At 70.4% G+C, this 24,793-nt stretch carries 23 protein-coding genes, 1 tRNA gene and 1 pseudogene; 15 read left to right on the forward strand and 10 right to left on the reverse strand.

All coding sequences use genetic code 11. The annotated features are described in order from the left end of the window. The first annotated feature begins 415 nt into the window (after nt 1–415). Nucleotides 416–949: an RICIN domain-containing protein gene (locus ACWCQK_RS31910; RefSeq protein WP_451160929.1), complete on the forward strand. Its 534-nt coding sequence runs from the start codon at nt 416–418 to the stop codon at nt 947–949. 143 nt (nt 950–1,092) lie between these two features. On the opposite strand, the gene ACWCQK_RS31915 is transcribed toward ACWCQK_RS31910, so the two are convergent. The 3 genes from ACWCQK_RS31915 to ACWCQK_RS31925 form a co-directional block, all read right to left on the reverse strand. Then, complete coding sequence (locus tag ACWCQK_RS31915; protein ID WP_451160931.1) at nt 1,093–1,791, reverse strand: alpha/beta fold hydrolase; 699 nt, start codon at nt 1,789–1,791, stop codon at nt 1,093–1,095. A gap of 140 nt (nt 1,792–1,931) precedes the next feature. After that, nucleotides 1,932–4,247, reverse strand: coding sequence for a helix-turn-helix domain-containing protein (locus tag ACWCQK_RS31920; RefSeq protein WP_451160933.1), 2,316 nt, complete (start codon nt 4,245–4,247; stop codon nt 1,932–1,934). A 188-nt stretch (nt 4,248–4,435) separates the two neighbouring features. Then, nucleotides 4,436–6,337 carry an alkyl/aryl-sulfatase gene (locus tag ACWCQK_RS31925; RefSeq protein ID WP_451160935.1) on the reverse strand — a complete coding sequence of 634 codons (1,902 nt, stop codon included), beginning with the start codon at nt 6,335–6,337 and terminating at the stop codon, nt 4,436–4,438. A 238-nt stretch (nt 6,338–6,575) separates the two neighbouring features. Between ACWCQK_RS31925 and ACWCQK_RS31930 the strand changes: the two genes are divergently transcribed. From ACWCQK_RS31930 to ACWCQK_RS31955, 6 genes are all read left to right on the forward strand, one after another. Then, on the forward strand, nt 6,576–6,989 hold the full coding sequence (locus ACWCQK_RS31930; protein ID WP_451160937.1) for a GntR family transcriptional regulator: 414 nt from the start codon (nt 6,576–6,578) through the stop codon (nt 6,987–6,989). Next, nucleotides 6,964–7,881 carry an ABC transporter ATP-binding protein gene (locus tag ACWCQK_RS31935; protein WP_451160939.1) on the forward strand — a complete coding sequence of 306 codons (918 nt, stop codon included), beginning with the start codon at nt 6,964–6,966 and terminating at the stop codon, nt 7,879–7,881. The genes ACWCQK_RS31930 and ACWCQK_RS31935 overlap by 26 nt, the downstream gene beginning before the upstream one ends. Continuing rightward, nucleotides 7,878–8,786, forward strand: a complete 909-nt coding sequence (locus ACWCQK_RS31940) for a hypothetical protein (protein ID WP_451160941.1) — start codon at nt 7,878–7,880, stop codon at nt 8,784–8,786. The genes ACWCQK_RS31935 and ACWCQK_RS31940 overlap by 4 nt, the downstream gene beginning before the upstream one ends. Nucleotides 8,787–9,147: 361 nt before the next feature. Beyond that, on the forward strand, nt 9,148–10,767 hold the full coding sequence (gene mdlC, locus ACWCQK_RS31945; RefSeq protein ID WP_451160943.1) for a benzoylformate decarboxylase: 1,620 nt from the start codon (nt 9,148–9,150) through the stop codon (nt 10,765–10,767). A 117-nt stretch (nt 10,768–10,884) separates the two neighbouring features. After that, entirely contained in the window at nt 10,885–11,646 is a 762-nt protein-coding gene (locus tag ACWCQK_RS31950) for an SDR family oxidoreductase (RefSeq protein WP_451160945.1), read from the forward strand. 97 nt (nt 11,647–11,743) lie between these two features. Then, nucleotides 11,744–12,145 carry a tautomerase family protein gene (locus tag ACWCQK_RS31955; protein WP_451160947.1) on the forward strand — a complete coding sequence of 134 codons (402 nt, stop codon included), beginning with the start codon at nt 11,744–11,746 and terminating at the stop codon, nt 12,143–12,145. An 86-nt stretch (nt 12,146–12,231) separates the two neighbouring features. Here ACWCQK_RS31955 and ACWCQK_RS31960 read toward each other — a convergent pair whose 3' ends face one another. Further along, nucleotides 12,232–12,909 (reverse strand): GAP family protein, encoded by a 678-nt coding sequence (locus ACWCQK_RS31960; protein ID WP_451160949.1) that lies wholly within the window; start codon nt 12,907–12,909, stop codon nt 12,232–12,234. A 328-nt stretch (nt 12,910–13,237) separates the two neighbouring features. Here ACWCQK_RS31960 and ACWCQK_RS31965 point away from each other — a divergent pair, with 328 nt between their 5' ends. The 3 genes from ACWCQK_RS31965 (at nt 13,238) to ACWCQK_RS31975 (ending at nt 16,477) form a co-directional block, all read left to right on the forward strand. Next, nucleotides 13,238–13,828 carry a hypothetical protein gene (locus ACWCQK_RS31965; RefSeq protein WP_451160951.1) on the forward strand — a complete coding sequence of 197 codons (591 nt, stop codon included), beginning with the start codon at nt 13,238–13,240 and terminating at the stop codon, nt 13,826–13,828. A gap of 119 nt (nt 13,829–13,947) precedes the next feature. Then, on the forward strand, nt 13,948–15,297 hold the full coding sequence (locus ACWCQK_RS31970; protein WP_451160953.1) for a Dyp-type peroxidase: 1,350 nt from the start codon (nt 13,948–13,950) through the stop codon (nt 15,295–15,297). Nucleotides 15,298–15,349: 52 nt separating this feature from the next. Further along, entirely contained in the window at nt 15,350–16,477 is a 1,128-nt protein-coding gene (locus ACWCQK_RS31975) for a catalase family protein (protein ID WP_451160955.1), read from the forward strand. A 69-nt stretch (nt 16,478–16,546) separates the two neighbouring features. Here the strand turns inward: ACWCQK_RS31975 and ACWCQK_RS31980 are convergent, their stop codons facing one another. Next, on the reverse strand, nt 16,547–17,938 hold the full coding sequence (locus tag ACWCQK_RS31980; RefSeq protein WP_451160957.1) for an NAD(P)-binding domain-containing protein: 1,392 nt from the start codon (nt 17,936–17,938) through the stop codon (nt 16,547–16,549). A gap of 183 nt (nt 17,939–18,121) precedes the next feature. Here ACWCQK_RS31980 and ACWCQK_RS31985 point away from each other — a divergent pair, with 183 nt between their 5' ends. Beyond that, nucleotides 18,122–18,493, forward strand: coding sequence for an ArsR/SmtB family transcription factor (locus ACWCQK_RS31985; RefSeq protein ID WP_451160959.1), 372 nt, complete (start codon nt 18,122–18,124; stop codon nt 18,491–18,493). A 64-nt stretch (nt 18,494–18,557) separates the two neighbouring features. On the opposite strand, the gene ACWCQK_RS31990 is transcribed toward ACWCQK_RS31985, so the two are convergent. From ACWCQK_RS31990 to ACWCQK_RS32005, 4 genes and pseudogenes are all read right to left on the reverse strand, one after another. After that, nucleotides 18,558–18,863 (reverse strand): hypothetical protein, encoded by a 306-nt coding sequence (locus ACWCQK_RS31990; protein ID WP_451160961.1) that lies wholly within the window; start codon nt 18,861–18,863, stop codon nt 18,558–18,560. Between the two features lie 174 nt (nt 18,864–19,037). Next, nucleotides 19,038–19,839, reverse strand: a pseudogene (locus ACWCQK_RS31995) (FAD-dependent oxidoreductase). Further along, nucleotides 19,836–20,633 carry an aquaporin gene (locus ACWCQK_RS32000; protein WP_451161036.1) on the reverse strand — a complete coding sequence of 266 codons (798 nt, stop codon included), beginning with the start codon at nt 20,631–20,633 and terminating at the stop codon, nt 19,836–19,838. The pseudogene ACWCQK_RS31995 and the gene ACWCQK_RS32000 overlap by 4 nt, the downstream one beginning before the upstream one ends. 47 nt (nt 20,634–20,680) lie before the next feature. After that, nucleotides 20,681–20,995: an ArsR/SmtB family transcription factor gene (locus ACWCQK_RS32005; protein ID WP_451160963.1), complete on the reverse strand. Its 315-nt coding sequence runs from the start codon at nt 20,993–20,995 to the stop codon at nt 20,681–20,683. 109 nt (nt 20,996–21,104) lie between these two features. On the opposite strand from ACWCQK_RS32005, the gene ACWCQK_RS32010 reads away from it, so the two are divergent. The 3 genes from ACWCQK_RS32010 to ACWCQK_RS32020 all read left to right on the forward strand — a co-directional run bounded on the left by ACWCQK_RS32010 (nt 21,105) and on the right by ACWCQK_RS32020 (nt 23,402). Beyond that, nucleotides 21,105–21,233: a hypothetical protein gene (locus ACWCQK_RS32010; RefSeq protein WP_451160965.1), complete on the forward strand. Its 129-nt coding sequence runs from the start codon at nt 21,105–21,107 to the stop codon at nt 21,231–21,233. Nucleotides 21,234–21,247: 14 nt separating this feature from the next. Continuing rightward, nucleotides 21,248–21,658, forward strand: a complete 411-nt coding sequence (locus tag ACWCQK_RS32015; protein WP_451160966.1) for an arsenate reductase ArsC — start codon at nt 21,248–21,250, stop codon at nt 21,656–21,658. Nucleotides 21,659–21,896: 238 nt separating this feature from the next. Continuing rightward, nucleotides 21,897–23,402, forward strand: a complete 1,506-nt coding sequence (locus tag ACWCQK_RS32020; RefSeq protein WP_451160967.1) for an FAD-binding oxidoreductase — start codon at nt 21,897–21,899, stop codon at nt 23,400–23,402. A 135-nt stretch (nt 23,403–23,537) separates the two neighbouring features. On the opposite strand, the gene ACWCQK_RS32025 is transcribed toward ACWCQK_RS32020, so the two are convergent. Then, a complete protein-coding gene (locus tag ACWCQK_RS32025; RefSeq protein ID WP_451160969.1) occupies nt 23,538–24,272 on the reverse strand; it encodes a hypothetical protein in 735 nt (244 codons plus the stop codon). A gap of 425 nt (nt 24,273–24,697) precedes the next feature. On the opposite strand from ACWCQK_RS32025, the gene ACWCQK_RS32030 reads away from it, so the two are divergent. Continuing rightward, nucleotides 24,698–24,771 (forward strand) — tRNA-Met (locus tag ACWCQK_RS32030). Nucleotides 24,772–24,793 lie beyond the last annotated feature (22 nt).

A 24,793-nucleotide genomic window follows, 5' to 3' on the forward strand; every position in this document is an offset into this window, starting at 1 on the left:
CAGCCCACGGCATACGATCCCACCGGACGGCATCCGCGCAGGCCGTCGCCGATGTCCAGGGTGTGAACGTCGTGGGACCGAATTTCCTTCGGCACGCCTCTCGACCTTCCACCCACCTCACCTTGCGCAGCAACGTACGCGCGCTGTCAGCGATCTCCTCGCCTGCCGCTCACTCTCCAGGTCTGCGATCCCCTCCGTGCGCGGGGAACCCCGGATGCGGCTGCGGTGGCGGGCCCCTCGCCCACGGCATCAGGTGCGCGACGGCTCCATGTTCCGCTCGCCCGCCTTGCAACACCCTTGACCGTCAGTGCCGTTGTGGCCCCCGTCACAGGCGTGCGAGAGTGTGCGCCGAACAGGACGTAATCGGCAACCGGGGGTTCATGTGAGGAATCGTCTGCTACGTCCGAGACGCAGAGTGACCGTACTGCTGGCCGGCCTTCTCATGGTTTTCAGCGTCTTCGCCGCGGCACCTTCGGCGCAGGCGGCGACATACGGTCCGTACGTATGGGCCAACCTGCACGCGAGTGAGATCGCCGACCATCAACTCCTCGACGTCGCTTCGCCGTACTACCCGGACGGCACGACCATCCATCTCTGGCACGACAACGGCCCGACCACGAACCAGCGCTGGTACTTCGACAAGGTGGCGGACCACGTCTACAAATTCCGCAATCAGGAGAGCAACAGCTGCATGGACGTCCAGGGGCCCTGGACGACCGATGGCACCATCGTGCACCAATGGCACTGCTATGCCACGACCAGCCAGCAGTGGCGGCAGGTCTACGTGAAGGACTACTGCAACGCGGATCATTCGATCTGCGCGCCGCAATACGCGTTCGTCAACGTCTACGCCAACAAGTGCCTGGACGCCAGGGACGCCGGGTGGCAGGACGGCACCCAAGTCCAGATCTGGTCCTGCTCGTACGCGAACAACCAACTCTGGTACTGAGTCACCTGCTCATAGTGGTCCGCCCGGCGGGTGACCGCCGGGCGGACCTGGCACGGACGAAGCTGTCCCTCACGCACGTCCTGCCGGGACGACGTCGTCGCGTGACCCCGTGACGCCAACTTCTCGTCCCGGGTGCCTCGCTGCTACTCCTGGCCGTCGAGTCCTTCGGCGGCCTGGGCGATGACGGCGGCCACGACGGCCGGGCGGGACACGTAGACGGCGTGACTTCCGGGGGTCTCGGAGACGGTGGCCCCGGTCCGCTCCGACATGACGCGCTGGGCGGGCGGCGGGATCATGCGGTCGTCCGTGGCGACCAGGTACCAGGACGGCTTGGTCTGCCAGGCCGGTTCGGACACCGCCCCTTCGAGGGCCTCGACGCCCCAGGGAACCTGTGAGTCGGCCATGAACGCGGCCACCTTCTCGGGCACGTCGGCGGCGAAGGAGGCCGCGAACCTGTCCCGGTCGAGGAACAGGAACCCGCCCTGGGGCGGCAGGATCGGCGGGACCGGCGCCCCGGGCGGCGGGTCGGCGATCAGAGAGCTGACGGACTCGCCCTTGTCCGGGGCGAACGCGGCGATGTAGGCGAGCGCCGCGACGTTGGGGTGGTTGCCGGCCTCGGTGATGACGACACCGCCGTAGGAGTGGCCCACCAGTACGGCCGGTCCGTCGAGTCCGTCGAGGACCTGGTGGGTGGCGGCGACGTCGCCGGCCAGCGACAGCGTCGGGTTCTGCACGACCGCCACCTTGTATCCGTCGGCGCTCAGGTGGTCGTACACCCCCTGCCAGCCCGATCCGTCCACGAAGCCACCGTGTACGAGAACGATGTTCCTGATCGTTGCCATGGCCACTCCCGACCTGGAGGGACAGCGCCTTGACGTCTGTCCCGGTGCCCCCAAGTCAAGCCAGGAGAACGCGGCAGGACCATGCAGAACAGCACGCAGAAGTACCGGCCAGGTCTCGGCGGGCAGCCCCTCGGCCGGGATCAGCGGGTGGCGCCCGCCAGGGCGTGGCAGCGGTCGCTCGCCCCGGTGTCGCCGATCGCTTCGAAGACCCGCGCCGCCCGCTCGTAGGCATGGCGGCTCTCGTCGGTACGGCCTTCGTCGGCCAGCAGGGCGGCCACCGTCTCCAGCGCGCCGGCCTGCCGGTAGTCGGACATCTGGAGCGCGTCGATGACGTCGATGCCCTCGGTGAGCGTGGTGATCGCCTCCGTACGGCGGCCGAGACGTTCGAGACAATGGCCGACGCGGATCAGCGCGAGGGGCCGGCTGACCGTGACGACGCTGGGTGTCATGCCCGACTCCGGGTCCTCCAGCAGAGTGAGCAGTCCGAGGTACTGCTCCAGCGCCTCGGCGTAACGCCCCTCGTCAAGAAGGCAGTTGGCTATGTGAGCGCGGCACTGGACGTGGGAGTCGATGTCGCCGATGCTCTTGAACATCCTCGCCGCCCGCGACGACGCGGCGACGGCCTCATCGAACCGGCCGCGCAGGCGCAGCGCCGAAGACATGTACTCGTGCGACCAGGCGACCTGTGCCACGGCACCGGCCCGAGTGGCCAACTCCAACGCCTGGGCCGTGTACCGCAGTACGGCCTCCGGGTCGCTGGGCGGCACCGAATGGACCCAGGCGAGATAGTTCAGCTGGGTCGCCCGCTGCGCGAGGTCGCCGAGGGCGTCGGCCGCCTCCGCTCCGAGCGTGAACACCTCGTGCCAGTGCGGGCCGTGCGCCCACAGATCGGAGAACCAGTGCATCGACTCCGCGCAGTCGAGGACGAGGGAGTGCCGGCCGTCGCCTGCCGCGGCCCGCAGTGCGCCCAGCCAGCTGTCCACGTTCACCCGCAGCCACCCTTCGGCCTCCTCCAGGGAGGTCAGGACGGCGAGATCGGGATCGGGCCGGCCCGAGCGGCCGTAGCCGGGTTCGAACCACCGCCCGGACAGCGTGGCCATCCGCAGCAGCCACGACGTGACCCTCTCCGTCAGCGCTTCGTACTCGGCCGCGGTCTCCTCTTCGTGGAGCCGGTCGCGGGCGAACAGGCGGACCAGTTCGTGGAAGCGGTAGCGGCCCGTGTCGCTGTCGTAGAGCAGGCCGAGATCGACGAGGTCGTCCAGAGCCTCCCAGGCGTCCTCGACGGACACCCCTCCGGCCACGGCCGCCAGGGCGGCGTCGAAGTCCTGTCCCGGCACGACGGCCAGCCGCCGGAACATCCGCCGCGCGGAGTCGGCGAGTTGCTCGTACGACATCCCGAAGGCGTTGGCGATCTTGAGGTCGCCGGCCTTGAACTGGTCGAGCCTCCGCTCCTCGTTCGCCAGCCGGGCGGCAAGTTCGGCGGCGCCCCATCCAGGTCGGCTGACCAGACGGTTCCCGATGATCCGCAGGGCCAGCGGCAGCCCACCGCACAACTCGGCGAGCCGGGTGAGGGCCGGTTCCCCGTCGGAGGCGGCGCGATCGCCCAGGATCCCGGTCAGAAGCTGGGTGGACTCCCTTGGCGGCAGGGGCCCGAGGACGAGCCTGCGGACGCCCTCCAGACCGGACAGCAACCGACGGGTGGTGATCAGCGCCCGGCCCGCGCCGCCTCCCGGCAGCAGTGGGCGCACCTGTTCCTCCGACGCGGCGTTGTCGAGGACGACCAGCGCACGCTTGTCCCGCAGCAGTGACCGGTACAGGGAGGCGCGCTCCTGGGTGTCGCCCGGGATGTTCCGGTCCGTGACACCGAACGCGCGCAGCAGCAGGTGCAGAGCTTCGGCGGCGGACAGAGGCCGCTGGGACATGCCGAACAGATCGAGGAAGAAGACCCCGTCGGGAAAGCTCGGGCGTACCGAGTGAGCGGCACGGACGGCGAACGTGGTCTTTCCCATGCCCGCGGAGCCGGTGATGAGCCCCACCACACCGACCCCCGGCGAACTCTCCGCGTACACCAGCTCGCTCACCCAGACCAGTTCCGGGGCATGGCCGGTGAAGTCGTCGACGGAGCGGGGCAGTTCACACAGGCCGCTCGGGCGGGTCCAGTGATCCCGCAGCCGGCCGTCACGCGCCAACTCGATCAACTGCTTGCGCACATCGCCGTCCAGCGCGAGCGCGTCCGCCAGAGCGGTCACCGTCCGCTGCTGCGGGCCCCTGCTCTGCCCGCGCTCCATGTCCGACAGGGACCGAGCGCTCACCCCGGACGCTTCGGCCAACTGCTCCAACGTCAGACGTGCCGCACGCCGATGAGCGCGTAACAGGTCCCCGAAACCGTGACGTCCAGTGATGGCGCCACACCCCCTCAGCGGCGGGGGCTCCCCACCGCCGCGAACAAGCAGCACGGATGCCCAGAACGTCCTTTACCGCGCACGTTCTACCACCGCTGCCCCGTACCGAGGAACCACGTCGGCCACCCGCACGAGGGGGAGGCCGGCAGGGAGCCGACGGGCATCGGGCTCGGTGTCAGCGCCGGCATCCGCGGGCTTCGGCCGGCTCGGCGCCGGCGCCTGCGCGCCTTCGGACAGTCGGGTCACGGCGTGACGATCGCGAAGTCCGGGTCCGGGGAGTCGAGATGACCGAGGAGTTCGGTGAGTTTCCCGGGTTCGCCGCCGATCTCGACGCCGGCGCGGTCCACGAGGGCGGCCGGGGCGAGGGTGCCGAGCAGGACCGCGCGCAGGTCGGCCTCGGCGAGGCTGATCTCGACGTCCGGCTTGGCCGCGGAGAGGGTGGCACCCGTGCCGTGGACGAGGACGCCGTGACGCAGCCGCATGGTGACCGGCGCGGCGCCGGTGATGTTCCAGCGCACGGTGATGTCCGCGTCCCAGCCGCGCGGACCGTCCACCCGGATGGCGAGTGCGTCGAAGAGCTGGTCCAGGGTCAGCGCGGCCAGTACGTCGGGCGACGCCGTGACGGTGGGGGTCCCGACGCTGCCGTGGCGCAGTTCGTAGGCGCCCATGAGGTAGAAGTTGCGCCAGGTGCCGTTCTCGCTGCCGTAGCCGAGCTGCTCCAGGGCGTCGGCCTGGAGTCCGCGGGCTTCGGCGTTGTCGGGGTCGGCGAACACCACATGGCCGACGACCTGCGCCACCCAGCGGTAGTCCCCGTCGGCGAACGAGCGGCGGGCACGCTCCAGCACGTCGTCGGCGCCGCCCATGAACTCCACGTACCGCTTGGCGGACTCGGCCGGCGGGTGTTCCCACAGGTGGGCCGGGTTGCCGTCGAACCAGCCGAGGTAGCGCTGGTAGACGGCTTTGGTGTTGTGGCTGACCGAGCCGTAGTAGCCGTGGGTGTGCCAGGCCCGTTCCAGGGCGGGCGGCACCTCGATGCGTTCGGCGATCTCCAGCGCGGTCAGCCCCTGGTTGAGCAGGCGCAGCGTCTGGTCGTGGAGGTAGGCGTACAGGTCGCGCTGCTCGGACAGGAACTCCACCACCCGTTCACGCCCCCAGACCGGCCAGTGGTGCGAGGCGAAGGCCACGTCGCTGGAGCCCGCGAAGAGGTCGACGGCTTCGGAGAGGTATCGGGCCCAGACGCGGGGGTCGCGGACCTCGGCGCCCCTGAGCGTCAGCAGGTTGTGCAGATTGTGCGTCGCGTTCTCCGCCATGCACAGGGCCGCGTGGCCGGGGAAGTGGATGTTGAGCTCCGCCGGGGCCTCGGTGCCGGGCGTGAGCTGGAAGACCATCCGGATGCCGTCGACGGTCTCCTCCTGCCCGGTCCGTGTGATGTCCACCGTCGGCGGGATCAGGGTGACCGCGCCCGTGGAGGTGGTCTGTCCGAGGCCCGCGCCGATCTGCCCGCGCTCCCCCTTGGGCAGTGCGGCGCCGTACATGTAGGCGGCGCGGCGGCCCATGGCCGTACCCGCGTAGACGTTCTCGCTGGCTGCGTGTTCCATGAAGCCCCGCGGGGCGAGGACGGGAACGCCGCCCGCGACGTCCTCGTCCGTGATGACCCCGCGCACCCCGCCGAAGTGGTCGACGTGGCTGTGCGTGTAGAGGACGCCCGTCACGGGACGGTCTCCGCGGTGGGCGCGGTACAGGGCGAGACCCGCCGCCGCCGTCTCCGCGCACAACAGGGGGTCGATGACGAGGATCCCCCGTTCGCCCTCGACGATCGTCATGTTGGACAGGTCGAACCCGCGGACCTGGTAGATGCCCTCGGTCACCTCGAAGAGGCCGTGGTCGCTGCACAGCCGGCTCTGCCGCCACAGGCTCGGATTGGCCGTGTCCGGGCACTCCTGCCGCAGGAAACCGTAGTCGTCCAGGCCCCACACGGTCCGGCCCTCGGCATCGGCGATGGCATTCTCCCGGGCCGTGCCGAGGAAGCCGCGCCGCGCGTCCTCGAGATCGCGTTCGTCATCGAACGGGAATCGCTCCCGCACAGCCCGGTTCGCCTCCACGATCCGAGCCTCGGCGGGCTTGGTATCGGTCGTCTCGGGCATCTCGAGCTCCTCACGCGGGCCGTACGAAGACCGGCGCCGTGGTCGACCTCGGCCAAGGCCAGCCTCACCCGGGCAGGACACGGCCGCGAGCGGGTGCGTGCCTTCCGGGTGTGGCCACGGGGCTGGATGGCTGTATCCGCGTGCCGCACGGAGCGTCCTGACGGGGTTGACCCGCGCCTGCCAAGCAATGCATCATTCAGCTAGTTCATTGATTCATTGAAGGCATGGAGGTGCGGCCGTGGCGTTCGCCTTCCGGATCGACCGGCACAGCGGCGTCCCCGCCTACGTGCAGATCATCCAGCAGGTACAGCAGTCCCTGCGGCTCGGCCTGCTGGAGCCGGGCGACCGGCTGCCCACCGCCCGCGCCGTGGTGGAGGCCACCGCCCTCAACCCCAACACCGTGCTCAAGGCGTACCGCGAGCTCGAAGCCCAGGGCCTGGTCGAGACCCGGCGCCGTCACGGAACGTTCGTGACCGGCACGCTCGGCACCGCCTCCGCCGACTCGCCCTGGCGGGCCGAACTCGCCGAGGTGGCCGCGCGGGCCCGCGCGGCGGGCCTGGAGCGGGACGACCTCGCCGCGCTCTTCACCGACGTACTCGAAGACCTCTACCCCTCGAAGGAATCCCATGCCGTACCCCACCAGCAGTCCTGACGCGGCGCTCGCCGCCGAAGGCGTGAGCAAGAGGCACCGGCGCAGGGGTCCGAACGTACTCGACGGCTGCACCTTCTCGGTCCCGGCAGGAGCCGTCTGCGCCCTCGTCGGGCCGAACGGCGCGGGCAAGTCCACCCTGCTCGACCTGGCGGCCGGCCTGCGTCGGCCCACCTCGGGGACGGTCGAGGTCCTCGGCGGGCCGCCACACGCCGGGCATCCCCGCGTCGCCTACCTCTCCCAGGACCGCCCGTTGTTCAGCCGGTTCACCGTCGCCGAGACCCTGCGCATCGGCGCCCGGCTCAACGACGGCAACTGGGACGCGGACATGGCGGAGCGGGTCGCCGACCCGTCACGCTTTCGCGAGGACGAACGCGTCGGGGACCTCTCCGGCGGCCAACGCACCAGGATCGCCCTGGCCCTCGCCCTCGGCAAGCGCGCCGACCTGCTCCTGCTCGACGAACCGATGGCCGACCTCGACGTCCTCGCCCGTCAGGAGCTGATGGGCCTGCTCATGGCGCATGTCGCCGACACCGGCGCCACCGTCGTCATGTCCTCGCACGTCATCTCCGAGCTGACCGACGTCTGCGACCACCTGCTGCTGCTCGACAAGGGCGGCATGCGGCTGTGCGGCGGCATCGAGGAGCTCACCGCCTCCCACGCCGTGGTCGCCCTGCCCGGTGACGCCGACCGGCTCACCGGTCACCTCGTCGTCGAATCCCGCCCGGCCGGCCGGGGCACCAGCGCCCTGATCCGCCCCGCCGGACCGCTGCCCACCGACTGGGAGGTACGGCCCCCCGCGCTGGAGGAGCTGGTCCTCGCCCACCTCACCGCGCCGGCGCCCCCCGGTCTCACCCTCTCCGCTCCGTCCCACCTCAAGGAATCCGCCGCATGAGCGCCACCGCCGTCATATCCGGACCCAAGACCTCACGGCCCGGCCCCCGCGGACCGCTGCTGCGGCTCGCCCTACGGCAGTACCGCCTCGTGGCGCTCGCTGTCCTGCTGCTGGCACTGGGCGTCGGCGCCCAGATCCTGCACCACTACGACGGCTGGGCCGACGCCATCGCCCTGCGCGACCGCGTCGGCAGCAAGGACTACCACTTCGGGCGCTACGCCGACGACGCCCACAACATGACGGCGAGACTCGTCTCCGACGGAGCCCGCCTCGTCTTCCAGCCGGCCCTTCTCGCGGCCCTGATCACCGGCGTGCTGACCGCCCGCGAGTGGGAAACCGGGCGCGTCACTCTCGCCCTGTCCCAATCGGTCTCGCCTCGACGGTGGTTCACCGTCCGCTGGGCGACGCTGGCCGTGCTCGTCTCCGTGCCGGTCGTCGTGCCGGTGGCCCTGTACCGGATCAGCGCCGACCACGCCTACCGTCTCGACCTGCTCACCTACGGCGCCGAGCGCCAGAACGCCTACTTCACCATCGGCCCGGTCACCGTCGCCTACGTCCTGCTCGGCGTCGCGGCCGGCGCCGCCACCGCCACCGTGTTCCGCCGCACCTGGCCGACCCTGATCGCCGCGCCCGCCCTCACCTGGCTGCTCGTCGCCCTGCTGGTCCGCTCCCGCGCGGTACTGCTGATCGACATCCCGCTCATCTCCAAGGTCTCGGGCTACCACTCCGGCGGCGTACTCGGCCTGCAGTTCTACGACCTGCTGCCGCAGGACTCCTTCCTGCTCAACTCCCTGGACCACGGCGACTACTGGCCCTACCAGATCGCCTCCTGCGCACTGGTGCTCGCGCTGGCGACGCTGCTGCTCCTCGGCGCTCTCCGCGTCCTGCGCCGCCGTACGGCCTGACCCTGACCGATGGGCCCGGCACGCCTGACGGCGGCCGGGCCCATCGGCACGACCGGGCGCACGAGCCTGGCGAAGCGGGACCGCCGGCTGCCAGGAACCAGGAACAGTGATGGCTGAAGCAGCGTGAGGCGTGAACCCCGGCCGGGGCGGCAGCCCGCGGGCCCTTCCCCCCGTACCGGGCCTGCCACCGAACGGACCACACATCGCGACGGGCACCTTCTGTACGAGCAGAATCAAACGGGCGCGCCGATTCCGGTGTTCTCGCGAACGCCCGGGACGGCTTTCGAAGCCTGCCCGAGCAGCGCGCACCCCTACGGCAGTCCCCGTTGAGCCCGAGACTCAGCCCGCGGCAGGAAAGTAGATGGGCACCATGACTGAGCACTCCACGGTCCGTAGCGTGACCTACGACCTGCTGCGGGAGCTGAGACTCACCACGGTCTTCGGCAATCCCGGCTCCACCGAACAGCCCTTCCTCCAGGACTTTCCCGAGGACTTCACCTACGTCCTGGCCTTGCAGGAGGCCTCGGTCGTCGCGATGGCCGACACGTTCGCCCAGGTGACCGGCCGCCCCGCACTGGTCAACGTGCACTCCTCGGCCGGGCTGGGGAACGCCGTGGGCAACCTGGTCGCGGCCTACCACGGAAACACACCACTGATCATCACCTCCGGACAGCAGCACCGGGACCTGCTGATCGGGGAGCCGTATCTCGGCAACCGCGAGGCCATCACACTGCCGAAACCGTGGGTGAAGTGGTCCTATGAGCCGGCCCGCGCCGAAGACGTCCCCGAAGCCTTCATGCGCGCCTACGCGGAGGCCCTGCAACCGCCGACAGGCCCGGTCTACCTGTCGATTCCCATGGGTGACTGGAAGCAGCCCCTGTCCGGCTTCACCCGGCTGCGGACAGTGAGCGACCGCGTCGCACCCGGCACCGAACGGCTGCGCGCCTTCGCCGACCGCATCTCCGCCAGCAGCCGGCCCGCACTGGTCTTCGGGCCCGAGGTCGACCGCGGCGGCGGGTGGGACGCGGCCGTCTCCCTGGCGGAGAAGCTGCGCGCCGCCGTCTACGGCGCCCCGCTGCTGGACCGGGCCTCCTTCCCCGAGGACCATCCCCTGTTCCGCGGCCCGCTGGGAATGTCGGTGAAGACCATCAGCGACCGACTGACCGGGCACGACCTGGTGGTCGTGATCGGCGCCGAGGTGTTCCGCTACTACCCCTACGTGCCGGGCGACTACCTCCCCGACGGCACCGAGCTCCTGCACATCACCGGCAATCCGGCGGTCGCCTCGGCCGCACGTGTCGGCGACAGCCTCCTGGGCGACCCCGCGACGGCGATCGAGCTGCTCCTGGACCTGGTCACGGAGGGATCGACGCGAACCGCTCCGGAGCCCATGGCGCGGCCCCACGAGCTGCCGCGGGAGCCGAACACCCCGCTCACCCCGCCCGAGGTCTACGCCACCCTCAGCGAGATCCGGCCACCCGACGCGGTGATCGTCAACGAATCGACCTCCACGATGGCCCAGCAGTTCGAGTGGCTGCCCACCACCCGGACCGGCTCGTTCTTCGCCACGGCCAGCGGCGGGATCGGCTGGGGCACCCCCGCCGCGGTGGGCGTCGCGCTCGGCGACCGGGACCGAGGTGTTCGACGTCCGGTGATCGGCCTGATCGGCGACGGCTCGTTCCAGTACTCCGTGCAGGCCATCTGGACGGCGGCGCAGCACGACCTCCCGATCGTGTACGTGGTCATGCGCAACCACGAGTACTCCATCCTGAAGTCGTTCGCGGTACTGGAGGAGACCCCCGGTGTTCCCGGGCTCGACCTGCCCGGACTGGACATCGCTTCCCTGGCCCGTGGCTTCGGCTGCCGCGCGGTCGACGTGGAGAGCACGCAGGACCTGGAGCGGGAGTTCAAGGCGGCCCTGGCAGCCGGCACCACCACGGTCATCGTGGTGCCCACGCAACCGCAGAAGGCGATGCTGTAGCCATACGGCGGTGCAGCCCCAACGACGGTGCAGACATCCGGCGTTGCAGCCATCCGCCGTCCAGCCATCCGGCGGTCCAGCCATCCGGCCCTCAGGACCGGAGAGGGGAGAGCAGCCATGGACCTCGGTCTGAAGGACCGGGTGTACATCGTCACCGGTGGCACCCGTGGGCTGGGCAGAGCCACCGCACGCGAGCTGGTGGCGGACGGCGCGAGAGTGGTGGTCAGCGGCCGCCGCGAGAAGGCGGTGGCCGAGGCTCAGGAGGAGCTCGGCGGTCCGGAGGCGGCCGTCGGTGTCGTGGCCGACAACGCCGATCCCGGGACGCCGGATCTGCTGATCGCGGTGGCCCGTCAGGCCTTCCAGCGGCTGGACGGGGTGCTCATCAGCGTCGGCGGGCCGCCGAAGGGAACGTCGGACACCATCGACGACGACCAGTGGCGCGCCGCCTTCGAGTCGGTCTTCCTCGGTGCGGTGCGGCTGTCCCGGGCCGTCGCGGCGGAGCTGGGCGAAGGCGGTGTCATCGGCTTCGTCCTTTCCACCTCCGTGTACGAGCCGATCCCCGACCTCGCGATTTCCAACGCCCTCCGGCCGGGCCTCGCCGGCTACGCCAAGAGTCTCGCGAACGAACTGGGCCCCAAGGGCATCCGCGTCGTCGGCCTCGTGCCCGCCCACATCGAGACCGACCGGGTGCGCGAACTCTACGGCGGCAGTGGAGACACCGACGCCGCCCGCGCGCGTGCGACCGCCGACGTACCCCTGCGCCGCTACGGAACCCCGGACGAGTTCGGGCGGAGCGCCGCCCTCCTGCTGTCCCCCGCCGCGTCGTATGTGACGGGAGTGATGCTGCCGGTCGACGGCGGCGTTCGCAGAGGCTTCTAGCAAGGGGTTCCGGCGAACGCCACGACCGAACGCCACGACCGAACGGGGCGGCCCGGGACGTCCGTGAGCCGCGATGTTCCGGAGAATCGAGGAGCCGATGCCTGTCTACACCTGCACCGCGGCCCGGGGAACCCTGACCAGCGAGTCGAAGGCCCTGCTGGCGGCCGAGATCACCCGGATCCACGTGGCCGTGAACCACGTGCCACCGGCCTACGTCAACGTGGTCTTCGCCGAGCTGCCCGCGGACAGTGTCTTCGCGGGCGGGCAGCCGGCGACACCGCTGATCCTCACCGGCTGGGTGCGACGGGGCCATCCCCAGGAGGAGGCGACGCGGCTGGCCACGGAGCTGTCCTCGGCGATCGCCCGGGTCGCGGGCGTCGACGAGGGCCGGACCATGGTGGTGCTCCAGGACGGCCCCGCCGCCTCAGCTGTGGAGGGTGGTCATGTGCTGCCCGAACCGGGCGAGGAAGAGGCGTGGTTGCGTCGGACCGGGGGCTGAGCGGTCAGGCTGTGGCGCCCTCGGAAACGTGACGGCTTCTCGCGTCTCAGGAGCTCAGGACGTCAGGAGCTCAGGAGCTCAGGAGCTCAGGAGCTCAGGATGGAGATGCCGTCGCCGAGCAGTTTCAGCCCGAGGACGAAGAACAGGACCGCCATCACGGCCACGTTGTGCCGCGCGGCCCAGTCCTTCCAGTTGCCGAGCGTGGACTTCGCTCGCCGTCCCCCGAGCAGGAAGACGCCCAGGGGGGCCAGCAGGCCGAGGGTGGCGATCACGACGAAAACCGCCAGTGATCCGATCTGCTGCCCGAGCGGCAGCCCCGCCGAACCGATGGCGGCGCCCGCCGCGATGGTCAGCGGGGCGTTCTTGGCGTTGAGCGCGGCCAGGGCCAGTCCCAGCCCGAAGACCTTGACCGGTGTCAGGCGGTCCAGCGCGCTCATCCACTTCGGCAGCTGGGCCTGCGAGGGATCTCTCGGGCGCCGGTGCCATTGCCGGATGCCGAAGACGACCAGAAGCACACCGAGCGCGAGCTTGAGGGCGCCCACCCAGGTGGCAGGGTGTTTGTCCGCGGAGGCCCCCGCGGGGGAGGCGATCGCCAGCATCACCGCGCCCAGCGCGGAGAGTCCCAGGATCCAACCGACCGTGAACAGGACTCCGTTGAGACGTCCCCGAGGCGTGGCGAGGATCAGGATGATGGCGATGATCGGCAGCGGGCTGACCGCGACACCGGCCGCGAAGCCCAGCACATCACCGAGGACTGCGCCCATGGCTGCCTCCGTGTGGGGTCAGGGTGGCGATCCACCATCGGCACGTCCCACCGTTTCCATTTTCCTGCGCCCGGCCGGATCTGTCCTCGGGAACTTCCCCGGTCGCGAGGGACGAGGCCGGACCCCTCAGTGCCGGCTTTTGCCTGGGCTCTGCGCCTCAGGTGACCACTGACCGGACCCATGCCCCGGACCCATGGCCCGGACCCATGGCCGGACCCGGGATGCGAGGCGGTGCGTCCGCGGTGAGGATTGATGTGTGAGGGCGATGGCGCCCCATGCCCGGACGCTTGGCGACCCTCGCTCCGATCCGTGGCAGGAGAATCTCACGATGACCGCGACGACAGGTGCGACCCCGTCAGCTCAGCCCGAGCGCCCGGGCAGGTCGGACGGGGTATGCAGTGAGTTCACCGTCTTCACCAAGATCAAGCCGGGCCACGCGGACGCGCTGCGTGAGGATCTCGCCACGCTCGCCGACGCGTCGGGTGACGAGAAGGTGCATGCCGCGGTGCGGCAGATCGGCACCCTGCATGACGCGCGACACGTGATCTTCGACAATGACACCCGGTTCATGTTCGCCAGCGTCTTCGACGGCTCCTGGGACACCTACATCGACGACTTCGCCAAGACGGTGGTCGGTGCCCGCTTCGACAAGGTCTTCTCGCACAGCGAGGGGTTCCCCGGCGTCACCGATCCCGGCGTGAAGGACTGGTTCGTCGCCCACCAGGCGCCCGCCGGAGTCTTCGTCAGCGCCTACCCCGACCTGACCGTCCAGCAGATCTACAAGGACCACCGCGTGGATGACGCGTTCCAGGAGGTGCTGGACACCGACGAGTTCCGGACGGCGCTGGAGGATCCGGCCAACGCGGAGTTGGTGGCCACGCCCGCCTTCCAGAGACTGCTGGAGGAAGCCTCCGCCTGACACCCGGAGCCGGACCGACCCCGGGGCCCACCACCATCCGCCGCGGACCGCGTCGGCCGATGCGCGTCGGCCAGCGCGTAGCCGTCCGGGCGGAGACCGATGTGGAGGCACGAGCGACCATGAACACAGTGGACAGCGGCGCGGTCGGCGCCAGCGTCGAGATCGACGACGTCCAGAGCGGCGCCCTGCGCCCGAGGCCGGTGCCGTACGAGGGACAGTTCGTCTTCCTGCGCGTCGACGACCGTCACGCCGGGCGCGCCCTGCTGCGGCGGCTGCTGCCGGTGACCTCGGGTGGTCTGCCGAGCGCCGACCGGAGCCAGGACGCCTGGGTCGCTGTCGCGTTCACCTATCCGGGGCTGCGGGCCCTGGGCGTGCCCCAGGAGTCGCTGGACAGCTTTCCGCAGGCGTTTCGTGAGGGCATGGCCGCGCGGGCGGAGCGGATCGGCGACGTGGGCGCGAGCGCCCCGGCCCACTGGGAGGCACCGTTCGGAACAGACAGCGTGCACATCGCGCTGAGCGCCCTCTCCTCCGATGCCGCACAACTGGACGAGAAACTGGAACGCGCCCGGGCCGCCTACGAGGGGACACCCGGTGTCCAGGTGATCTGGCAGCAGGAGGTCCACCAGCTCCCGACCGGGCGCACCACCTTCGGCTTCCGCGACGGCATCAGCCATCCGAACATCGAGGGCGTCGGACTGCCTGGCTCCAACCCGCACGAAGCCCCCATCAAGGCGGGCGAGTTCATCCTCGGCTACCCCGACGAGACCGGCGTCCTGCCGCCCATGCCCCGCCCCGACGCGCTGGGACGCAACGGGACCTACGTGGCCGTACGCAAGATCCACACCGATGTCGCGGCCTGGCGCCGGTACCTGCGCGCGAACAGCTCCAGCGCCCAGGAGGAGGCACTGCTGGCGGCCAAGATGGTCGGGCGCTGGCCCAGCGGCGCACCCCTGGCGCTGGCGCCGGAGCACGACGATCCTGACCTGGCGGCCGACCCGCACCGCGTCAACGACTTCCTGTACCGGGAGAACGACGACCGCGGATTCCGCTGCCCCGCCGGCGCGCACATCCGGCGCGCAAACCCCCGCGACGCCACCATCATCGGCGACGCGCGGATGCACCGCCTCATCCGCCGCGGCACCACCTACGGGCCGCCGCTGCCCGAGGGCGTGCTGGAGGACGACGGCGCCGACCGGGGCCTGGTCGGTGTCTTCATCGGCGCGCACCTGGAGCGGCAGTTCGAGTTCATCAAGGCCGAGTGGGTCAACGACGGCAACTTCATCGGATACCCCGGCGAGAAGGACCCGGTGGCCGGGCATCACGGCGGAACCGGCAGCGTCACCATCCCGGAGAAGCCGGTGCGGCGTCGCCTGCGGAACCTGCCCAGCTTCGTGGTCACCCGCGGCGGCGAGTACTGCTTCCTGCCAGGTCTGCGCGCCCTGCACTGGCTCGCCGCGCTGGAGGACTGACGACGGTCCCACCCCGAGGTCCGAGCACGCTCTCCGAGGAGAGGTCGACGTCATGGCAGCACAGTTCGTCCGCTACACGCCGGACGTCGAGGACGCCGACCCGGACTTCGACCGCAGCCTGCGTACGGTGATCGAGAAGACCGAGAACTACATCGCGGAGTCGGTCGAGGCCGGCGGCACCGGCCGGGCCCTTCGCGACGCTCACGCCAAGGGCTACGGGCTGGTCCGAGGGGAAGTGGAGATCCTCGACGGACTTCCTCCCGCATACGCCCAGGGGATCTACGCGACCCCGGGAGTCCATGACGCGCTCATCCGCTTCTCCAACGGCTCACCGCATGCCGGAGCCGACGCGCGACTGGGCGCCGCCACCGGACTGGCACTGAAGATCTTCGGCATCCCGGGCCAGACCCTGCTCGAAGACGAACCCGACACAGGCACCTTCGACTACGCCAACATCAACGGACCGGTCTTCTTCTGCAACACGGTCGAGCACTACCTCTTCATCCAGGACCTGTTCCTCAACGCGTCGGCCTACTTCTCCCAGGGCCGTCCGGGCGCGCATCGCTTCTTCACCGATTTCGTGACCGGAAAGGGGACGCTCGACCAGGACGACTGGGCGTGGGACGAGTTCCTGGCCTTCCTGCGCCTGGCGAAGACCCCTCCGGCGAACCTGCTGCTGTCGACCTACTGGACCATGGGCGCCGTCCGGCACGGGGACTACATCGCCAAGGTGCGTTTCACCCCCGACCCGCGCTGTGCCGCGGCGGTGGTCCGGCGCGCCATCGACCCGGCCTCGGGCGCCGAGGTCTTCCGGCCGGCCCTGCAAGCCGAACTGCTGGAACGGCCGTACGCCTTCGACATCCAGGTCCAGCTCTGCGCCGACCTGGAGCGGATGCCGGTGGAGGACACCACCGTGGAGTGGCCGGAGCGGCTCTCGCCGTCGCTCACCGTTGCCAGGCTGCGGCTGCCGAGGCAGGACATCTCCGGCCCGGAGAATCTGGAGAAGATGGACGCGCTGTCCTTCACCCCCTGGCGGGTGACGGCCGAGCACGCTCCCCTGGGCAACATCATGCGGGCCCGCAAGGAGGTCTACCGGCGATCCTCCCTCGCACGCCACCGGTACAACCAGCAGCCGCGAACCGAACCGCGTAGTGCCGACGACGTACTTGGCCCGGCGTGATGACGCCGACGGATGTGCCGCCAGGGTGGGGTGCGGAACGGGCAGGGCGGGCGACAGGGGCCGTACGGGTCAGCAGCCCCCGGATGAGGACGGGACACCGGTGCTGATCTGGAGGGTAGCCGGTTCCGCGCAGCAGCCACCGCCGTCACCGCCGCCCCCGCTCCGGACGGAGTCGGCAGCAGCGGAATCGTCGAACAGGCCGGCGCCGCCACAGACACCGGTCTCGGGCAGGGTGAGTTCGACCCGGTCGGCCGCGTCGAGGTCCCCGGCGATCACGGCGGTGACGGAGCGGACCTGCTCGTAGCCGGTCAGGGCGAGGAAGGTCGGGGCACGGCCGTAGGACTTCATCCCGACGAGGAAGACGTCCTGTTCGGGGTGGGACAGCTCGCGGTGGCCGTGGGGGTACACCGTGCCGCACGAGTGCTGGTTGGGGTCGATGAGCGGCGCGAGGGCGACCGGCGCCTGGAGGCGTTCGTCGAGGCGGAGGCGGAGCTCGTCGAGGAAGGTGAGGTCGGGGCGGAAACCGGTCAGCACGATCACCTCGTCGACCGCGTCAAGCCTGCGGCCGCCCTCCCCGACGAGGACCAGGCGGCCGTCGACCGTGCGCTCGATCGCTTCGGTGCGAAAACCGGTGACCGCGTCCGCGTGGCCGTCGACGACCGCGGCCTTCGCGGCGAGGCCGAGAGCACCACGGGCGGGCAGTTCGTCGGCGGTACCGCCGCCGAAGGTGGAGCCGGAGATGCCACGGCGCAGGATCCACACCGCCTTCGTACCGTTGCCGTCGTCGGACCTGGCGAGATCGGCGAGGTGGGCGAGGGCGGTGAAGGCGGACGCACCGGAGCCGATGACGGCGGTGCGCCTGCCCGCGTACCGGGCACGGACAGCCGGGTTCTTGAAGTCCGGGACGCGGTAGGTGACGCGGTCCGCGGCGGCGCGCTCGCCGAGGGCGGGCAGACCATCGGCGCCGGCCGGACCGGGCGTGGCCCAGGTACCGGAGGCGTCGATGACGGCGCGGGCGTGGATCCGCTCGTCACGCCCGCCGGCGTGGATGACGTGCACGGCGAACGGCTGCTGCGCCCGGTCGGCATCCACGATCCGGTCCCGGCCGCTGCGTGAGACGCCGGTGACCGTCGCACCGAGACGGACGCGATCGCCGAGGACGTCGGCGAGCGGCTGCAGGTAGAGGCCGGCCCACTCGCCGCCGGTGGGGCAGGTGGCCAGGTCAGGCCGCGTCCAGCCGGTCGGCGCCAGGAGCTTCTCCGCGATCGGGTCGACGAGCTCACCCCAGGTGGAGAACAGGCGCACGTGCGACCACTCGCGTACCGCGGCACCCGCGGCTGCCCCGGCTTCGAGGACCAGCGCCGCGATGCCGCGATCGGTGAGGTGGGCGGCGGCCGCCAGACCGGTGGGACCAGCCCCGATCACGACGACGGGCAGGTCGGTGAGGGTGGGCGCGTTCACGGCGGCTCCTCGCTTGTTTCGACATCTGTCGATGACTTGCACGGCAAGCATGGCAGCTGTATCGATGAGCGTCAACATAGACATACATCGATCCAGAAGGCCCAACAGTGGGAGCGAGCCCCCTCCCGCCGTTGGCGCGACAAGGGCCCTCCCGCCTGATTCGACGTGTGTCAACATAGACATATGCCGAACACGAAGGCGCTACCGCCGCTCCTAGAGCTCGCCGACAGCCAGGGCGTGCCGCCGTGCTGCCCGCCGCTCACCGAGCGCGCGCTGACGGCCGACGAGGCCGTGCGGACCGCCGCGATGTTCAAGGCGCTCGGCGATCCCGTGCGTCTGCGGCTGTTCTCGCTGGTCGCCTCGCACGAGGGCGGCGAGGCGTGCGTGTGCGACATCTCCGATGTCGGCGTCTCCCAGCCGACGGTCTCCCACCACCTGAAGAAGCTCAAGGAGGCCGGCCTGCTCACCTCCGAGCGGCGCGGCACCTGGGTGTACTACCGGGTGGAGCCGTCGATGGTGGCCGCGATGGGGCAGCTGTTGAAGATCGCGGGCTGACCGTGCGCGTGGCACCGGCGGGCCAGGAGTGTCCGTAGGTGTCTCGCCGTAGGGGCATCAGCGTCTACGCGTCGGTGCCGGCGATCGCCTGCCGCAGGGCCTCGACGCTCGGCGCGCCGTCCGGCCGGCCGTCCCCGTCCCGGTACAGGCGGCAGGACAGGCTCGCCGGAGTTCCGGGTACGGCGAAGTGGTCGACGCCGTCCACGAGGATGGTCGGCGAGCCGGTCATTCCCCACTGGCGGGCCTCGGCTTCCGCGTGCACCTCGACCAGTTCGACCTCCGCGGGCCGGCCCGCGAGCGCCGCGGCGACGCGCTCGCGGACGAGCGGCGTGTGGGGGCAGTCGGGGACGGTCAGCACAGTGATCCTCACAAGGCCGACCGTAGACCTTCCAGCGCACCGGAAGGTCCGGCTCGTACGGTGAACACATGCGTCTCTCGGTCCTGCGTACGCCGGCCCATCGCGCCGTGGTGCCCGACCCGGACGCCCGCTCGGCCGGCGGCAGCCGCACGATCCTCACCCGGCCCTGACGCCCGGCGGGCGATGTCAGCCGCTCAGCAGCCGCGCGATGTCTTGGGCGGCGTCACGTGCGGCGCGGCCCACGCCGATGAGGGTGGCGGAGGCGGGCCCGGTCCAGTCGCCGTAGCCGCGTAGGTGCAGGCGCGACTCCGCGACGGCTCGCGTGCCAATGGTCGTGATGTGACCGCGCCGCGGCGCATCGCCAGCGGGGCGAGGTGGCCCAGGGCGGCCCGGGAGCCGGCGCACCAGACGACCGCGTCCGCGCGAGCGCAGCCGCCGTCGGCCCACTGGACGCCGGTGGCGGTCAACCGGGTGAACATCGGCTTCGCGGTAAGGAGTCCTGCGTCGCGGGCGGCGCGGACGGGTGGGACGGCGACGATGTCGCCGAGCGGCGCGACACCGCCACTGTCGCCGCGGCCGGCATCGAGAGCCCGGCGGCGGGCGGTGGCGACGTCGAACAGGACGCGGCCGTCGCTGTCGTCGGCGAGGAAGCGGGACGGACGCCGCGTCGCCCACGTCACGGCGCGAACACGGGTGCCGTGCTGCACGGGCAGGTCGTAGCGCTTCTCGTAGTCGGTGAGGTGGTCCACCACATGGGAGGCGTCCGGGTACGTCTCGCCGGGCCGGGTCGGCATCAGCCGCCCGGGAGCGAGGAGAAGGCAGCCGGGGAGAACAGGTGCAGGAAGTCCCACAGGTGCTGCCAGGCGCCACCCGGCGCCGGGCCGGCGTCCAGGATCGTGAAGTCCAGCTGCCGACGCCGCAGGTGGTAGCCGGCGGCGAGCCCTGCCTGGCCGCCGCCGATCACGACGACCCGGGTGGTCGGCGTCACCCGGCGGCCTGGCCCGCGTCGCCGCGGCCCGGCATGAAGACGAGCGCCACCAGTGCCAGCCCCAGCACCGCGCCGACGAGCTGCACGCCGACGAACGCGGGCACCGAGCCCGGCGCGATGCCCGCGAAGGAGTCGGTGAAGGCGCGGCCGATCGTCACCGCGGGGTTGGCGAAGGACGTCGACGACGTGAACCAGTAGGCGGCGCCGATGTAGGAGGCGACCGCGACGGGCGCGAAGCGCAGCCGGTCGGTGCGGGCCAGCCCGAAGATGAGCAGGACGAGTCCGGCCGTCGCGACGACCTCACCGAGCAACAGGTGCCCCGCCGAGCGGTCGTGCGTGGACCAAGTCACCAGCGGCTTCCCGAACATCGCGTCGGCCAGGATCGCGCCCGCGATCGCGCCGATGGTCTGGGCCGGAACGTAGACGGCCGTCTCGCGCAGGGTGACTCCGGCGCCGCCGCGGCGGGCCGTCCACCATTCGGCCAGGGTGACGACCGGGTTGAAGTGCGCGCCGGAGACCGGGCCGAGCAACGTGATCAGGACACCGAGACCGAAGACGGTGGCGGTGGAGTTGGCCAGGAGTTGCAGGCCGACGTCTTTCGTCAGCTGGGTGGCCTGGATGCCGGAGCCGACCACGATCGCGACCAGCGCCGCGGTCCCGACGAACTCGGCGGCGGCCCGGGCGGCGAGCGGGGAACGGGGCGGGGTGGCCCGGGGGTCGGCCTCGGTGGCGGGTATCGCGGATATTGCGGATATTGCGGCAGGGGTCGCGGGACCCGCACCGGCATCGTGGATCGCGGTCAACAGGGCTCCTTGGTGCGGTCGCGTCGAGGCGACGGGGATCAGGGGCAGGACCGCTTGACGTTGTTCTCGGCCGTGACACGAGCCGTCTCCGCGAGGTCGGCGAACTGACCTGCGAGCGAGCCGATGACCTCGGGTCGGAGCCGGTAGTAGGTGAACCGGCCGCATGGCTCCGTGTCCACGACTCCCGCCTCACGCAGCACCTTCAGATGGTTGGAGAGGTTGGTCTGCCTGGCTCCCGTCTCCTCGATCAGGTGCGTGCTGCAGAGCGTCTCCCGCGCGAGCAGGGTGACGATCTGGAGTCGGAGCGGATCCGCGAGAACCCTCATCAGATCAGTGTCGACTGACGTCATCATGGACTGATACTCTCACATCACTCCAGACTGATACCAGCCTGGAGTGATCCTTGGATCCGGCAGTCGCATCCCCGCACCGGCGGGAACCCACGCCCCGAATGGGGTTCCCATGACCGCGACTTCGCCCCCTGTTGCCGCACCCCTGCGACAACGCACCGGCGGGCAGGTCACCGTCTCCTCGGCCGCCACCCACCCCGGCGCCGAGATCGACGCCCGCATCACCGAACTCACCCCCTGACGAAGGAAGATCCGATGTCTGCTGCGCTCGCCTCCGTGCTGTTCGTCTGCGTCCACAACGCCGGACGCTCGCAGATGGCCGCCGGATTCCTGAACGACCTCGCGGGCGACCGGATCGAGGTCCGCTCCGCCGGGTCCATCCCGGGAGAGCAGGTCAACCCCGCCGCCGTCGAGGCCATGAAGGAAGCCGGCGTCGACATCACCGGCGCCAAGCCGAAGATCCTCACCACCGAAGCCGTGCAGGCATCCGACTACGTCATCACCATGGGCTGCGGCGACGCCTGCCCCGTCTTCCCCGGCAAGACCTACCTCGACTGGGACCTCGAAGACCCCGCGGGCAAGGGCGTCGAAGCCGTCCGCCCGATCCGCGACGAGATCAAGACCCGTATCGAGGCCCTGATCGCCGAGATCGACGCCAAAGCGTGAAGCCGACCCCCGACCGCGACCAATGAATACCCGACACATATGAAGTCGAGTAATTCACGTGAGGAATACAGGAATGACTGACGATCCTTATTCCGACCCGTATCGAAAGTAGCATCTACACACGTTTCGACATCGTCCGCGATGGGCGCGTCCAAAGCCTCTTCCGTGATCAATCTTGTTAATGTGCGGGCGCCAAAAGATTGTTGACAGAGGATCGAACACGAGGATACGGACCACCATGCACGAAACGTCCCGTCGCAATGTCCTCAAGGTGACGGCGGCCGCCGGCGCCGGCGCGGTTGTCGTCCCAGGCACCGCAGCCGCAGCCGTAGCCGCAGAGGTCCCGGCCGATCCCGCCGCGGCCGAAGCAGTCGAGAGCGCGCGGTGCAAACCGGCGAAACTGACCGGCCGCATCGTCCGGCCCAACGACCCCGACTACGCCGAAGCCAGCCTCGGTTGGGACGAACTCTTCGTCCACTACCCGTTGGTCATCGTCTACGTCCAGAACACCCAGGACGTCGTGAACGCCCTCACCTGGGCGCGACAGCACAACGTCGCCCTGCGCGTGCGCAGCGGCGGCCACAGCCTCGAGGGCTGGTCCAACGTCGACAACGGCCTCGTGATCGACGTCAGCGAGCTGAAGTCCGTCCACATCGACACCGCTGCCCGCATCGCCACCGTCGGCGCCGGACTGAACCAGTTGGAAGCGGTCACCACGCTGGCGAGGAAGAACCTCGCGGTGACCACCGGAACAGAAGGCACCGTCGGCCTGGCCGGCGCGACGCTCGGCGGCGGCTTCGGCTTCCTCACCCGCTACCTCGGCATGGCCTGCGACAGCCTCATCGGCGCCGAGGTGGTCGTCGCGGACGGCGCCGACTGCGCCAAGGTCCTCAAAGCGGACCTCAACCACAACTCCGACCTCCTGTGGGCCTTGCGTGGAGCGGGCAACGGCAACTTCGGGATCGTCACCTCCCTCACCTACAAGGTGGCCCCCCTCAAGTCCGTCGCCTACCTCCAGGCCACCTGGGAGGGCCTGGAAGACCTCCAGCGGGTCTTCGACACCTGGCAGCACACCGCACCGCAGGCCGACAACCGCCTCGGAACCCAACTCGAGGTACACCGAGGCCAGATCCTGCTCTTCGCCGTCCTCGCCGAAGGCACACCCACAGAAGCGGAAAGGCTGCTGGAGCCGCTCCTGTCGATCGGCCGGCCCGAGGTCACGGTGCAGGTCGGCAACTGGGGCGACGTCTACGCGGGATTCCAGATCCCGACCGCGGACGAGCCCGCGAACTGGAAGTTCTTCTCCCAGTTCACCGACAAGCCGTTCCCGAAGAAGGCGATCGACGTCATCGGCGCCTTCATGAGGGACGCCCCGACCGACGACAGCAACTTCTTCACCCAGGCCTTCGGCGGAGCCGTACGCAAGAGCCCCCGCGGCGGAACCTCCTTCCCCCACCGCGACGCGCTCTTCTACTCCGAACCCGGCGCCGGCTGGGGAAAGCGCGGAGAGCCCGGCAGCGGCGACGAGCTCACCCCTCAGGCCCAGGCCTGGATCGCCGAGTTCAGCCAGGCGCTGCGCCCCTACGTCAACGGCGCCTACGTCAACGTCCCCAACATCGGTATGCAGGACTGGGAAACCGCCTACTGGGAGAACAACTACGACCGACTCCGCAAGATCAAGCAGAAATACGACCCCCGTAACGTCTTCCAGTACGAACAGAGCATCCCGCCCGCCTCCTGCTGACCGGCCGCCACCTCGGAACCCGACTTCGGCCTGGGCCCGCGTACACGAGACGCACGTGGGCCCGGCGCCGTCCACCCGGCAGCGATCCGCGCGGGGACCTCTGGCGCCAACGCCAGGGCGGCTGGGCCGAGCTCGCTAGAACAGCGATGCCGGCAGGCTGATCAGCCACAAGAGCGCCGGGATGCCGAGTACGACACCCCACACACCGGTCGCGAGGAATGCGGCGACGGCGATCCCCAGCCAGGCGACGCGGGTTGGCGCCAGGACGCGCGAAGGGTCCTGCGGGTCGTAGCGGATCTCGTCCCGGCGGCCCCGCACTTGTCCGCGAGCCGTGATCTTCCGGCCTTCCAGCGTCCGAAAGTGGACGATGTAGGCGCTGGTGGCCTCGCTGTACGGGTCGGACTCGAACCGCGCCTGGACCGTGATGCCTCGCCGCCACAACACCCAACGCGTGTCCAGCTCGGCCATGCCCGCACACAGGCGCATCAAAGCGATGCCCGGCGGCAGCAGCAGCCAGGCGACGGGACCGAGCAGGCGGGGCTCCACCGGCAGCAACACGACCAGGGGGAGACCCAGCAGGACGTACCACAGAGCACGCCGCCACCAGGGGCTCCCACCTCGCACCCGGTCACGTAGACCCGCCAGGACCCGTAGCGGCCCTACGCGCACCGACTCACGCCGGATCGGCTGACGGTCGCCGACGGTCCCCGCGTCGCGCACGATCGCCTCGATCTCGGCGCCTAGTGCGGCAACTACCGCCGTATGGCGATGCGCGATCGTCAAGGCCTCGCCGACCCGGTCCTCTTCGAAGAGGCTCACGGTCAGCGACCGCCCCTCGACCGTGACCTGACGGATCTGCGATCCCGGCACGGTGACGGTCGTACGCCCGTGCCTCCACCGCAGCACACCCTGCTCGACCCACACACGAGTGCGGCCATGAGTCAGGACCACCCCTGCCCGCATGACGTTCGCCTCATCCACAGCAGCGCATCCTAACCTCGCGCTCTCGAACCGGCAGTCACAGCGCGGCGGTTGGGGATCAGGCCGCGGCGATCTCGATCCACTCGGTGAGAGTGTCGATCCGCCGGTCCGCGGCCTCGGCGGCCTCCGGGTCGTCGGCCCATAGGTGGCCCGAGGACCCTCGTCGCAGATGCACTCCCCCGGCCCCCGCTTCCCCGGCCCCCGCCTTCTCTGGCCCGGCGCGCGACGGACAGGGCTCTCTCGGCCAGGGATCACTCCGCATCGCGGCGTGGTCATCGATGCCCTTCGCCATGGCGTACAGTGGTGTTCATCGCCGCGGGGTGGAGCAGCTCGGTAGCTCGCTGGGCTCATAACCCAGAGGTCGCAGGTTCAAATCCTGTCCCCGCTACTGGATGACGTAGGGCCCGGAT

Source organism: Streptomyces sp. NPDC002306 (genome assembly GCF_053593435.1).

Coding starts and splice junctions, on each gene's coding strand:
- ACWCQK_RS31965 (WP_451160951.1), top strand. CDS start 13,238: ATGACCGCGACGACAGGTGCGACCCCGTCAGCTCAGCCCGAGCGCCCG.
- ACWCQK_RS31925 (WP_451160935.1), bottom strand. CDS start 6,337: ATGCCCGAGACGACCGATACCAAGCCCGCCGAGGCTCGGATCGTGGAG.
- mdlC (WP_451160943.1), top strand. CDS start 9,148: ATGGGCACCATGACTGAGCACTCCACGGTCCGTAGCGTGACCTACGAC.
- ACWCQK_RS31955 (WP_451160947.1), top strand. CDS start 11,744: ATGCCTGTCTACACCTGCACCGCGGCCCGGGGAACCCTGACCAGCGAG.
- ACWCQK_RS32005 (WP_451160963.1), bottom strand. CDS start 20,995: ATGATGACGTCAGTCGACACTGATCTGATGAGGGTTCTCGCGGATCCG.
- ACWCQK_RS31940 (WP_451160941.1), top strand. CDS start 7,878: ATGAGCGCCACCGCCGTCATATCCGGACCCAAGACCTCACGGCCCGGC.
- ACWCQK_RS31935 (WP_451160939.1), top strand. CDS start 6,964: ATGCCGTACCCCACCAGCAGTCCTGACGCGGCGCTCGCCGCCGAAGGC.
- ACWCQK_RS31950 (WP_451160945.1), top strand. CDS start 10,885: ATGGACCTCGGTCTGAAGGACCGGGTGTACATCGTCACCGGTGGCACC.
- ACWCQK_RS31960 (WP_451160949.1), bottom strand. CDS start 12,909: ATGGGCGCAGTCCTCGGTGATGTGCTGGGCTTCGCGGCCGGTGTCGCG.
- ACWCQK_RS31915 (WP_451160931.1), bottom strand. CDS start 1,791: ATGGCAACGATCAGGAACATCGTTCTCGTACACGGTGGCTTCGTGGAC.
- ACWCQK_RS31985 (WP_451160959.1), top strand. CDS start 18,122: ATGCCGAACACGAAGGCGCTACCGCCGCTCCTAGAGCTCGCCGACAGC.
- ACWCQK_RS32015 (WP_451160966.1), top strand. CDS start 21,248: ATGTCTGCTGCGCTCGCCTCCGTGCTGTTCGTCTGCGTCCACAACGCC.
- ACWCQK_RS32020 (WP_451160967.1), top strand. CDS start 21,897: ATGCACGAAACGTCCCGTCGCAATGTCCTCAAGGTGACGGCGGCCGCC.
- ACWCQK_RS31975 (WP_451160955.1), top strand. CDS start 15,350: ATGGCAGCACAGTTCGTCCGCTACACGCCGGACGTCGAGGACGCCGAC.
- ACWCQK_RS31970 (WP_451160953.1), top strand. CDS start 13,948: ATGAACACAGTGGACAGCGGCGCGGTCGGCGCCAGCGTCGAGATCGAC.
- ACWCQK_RS32010 (WP_451160965.1), top strand. CDS start 21,105: ATGACCGCGACTTCGCCCCCTGTTGCCGCACCCCTGCGACAACGCACC.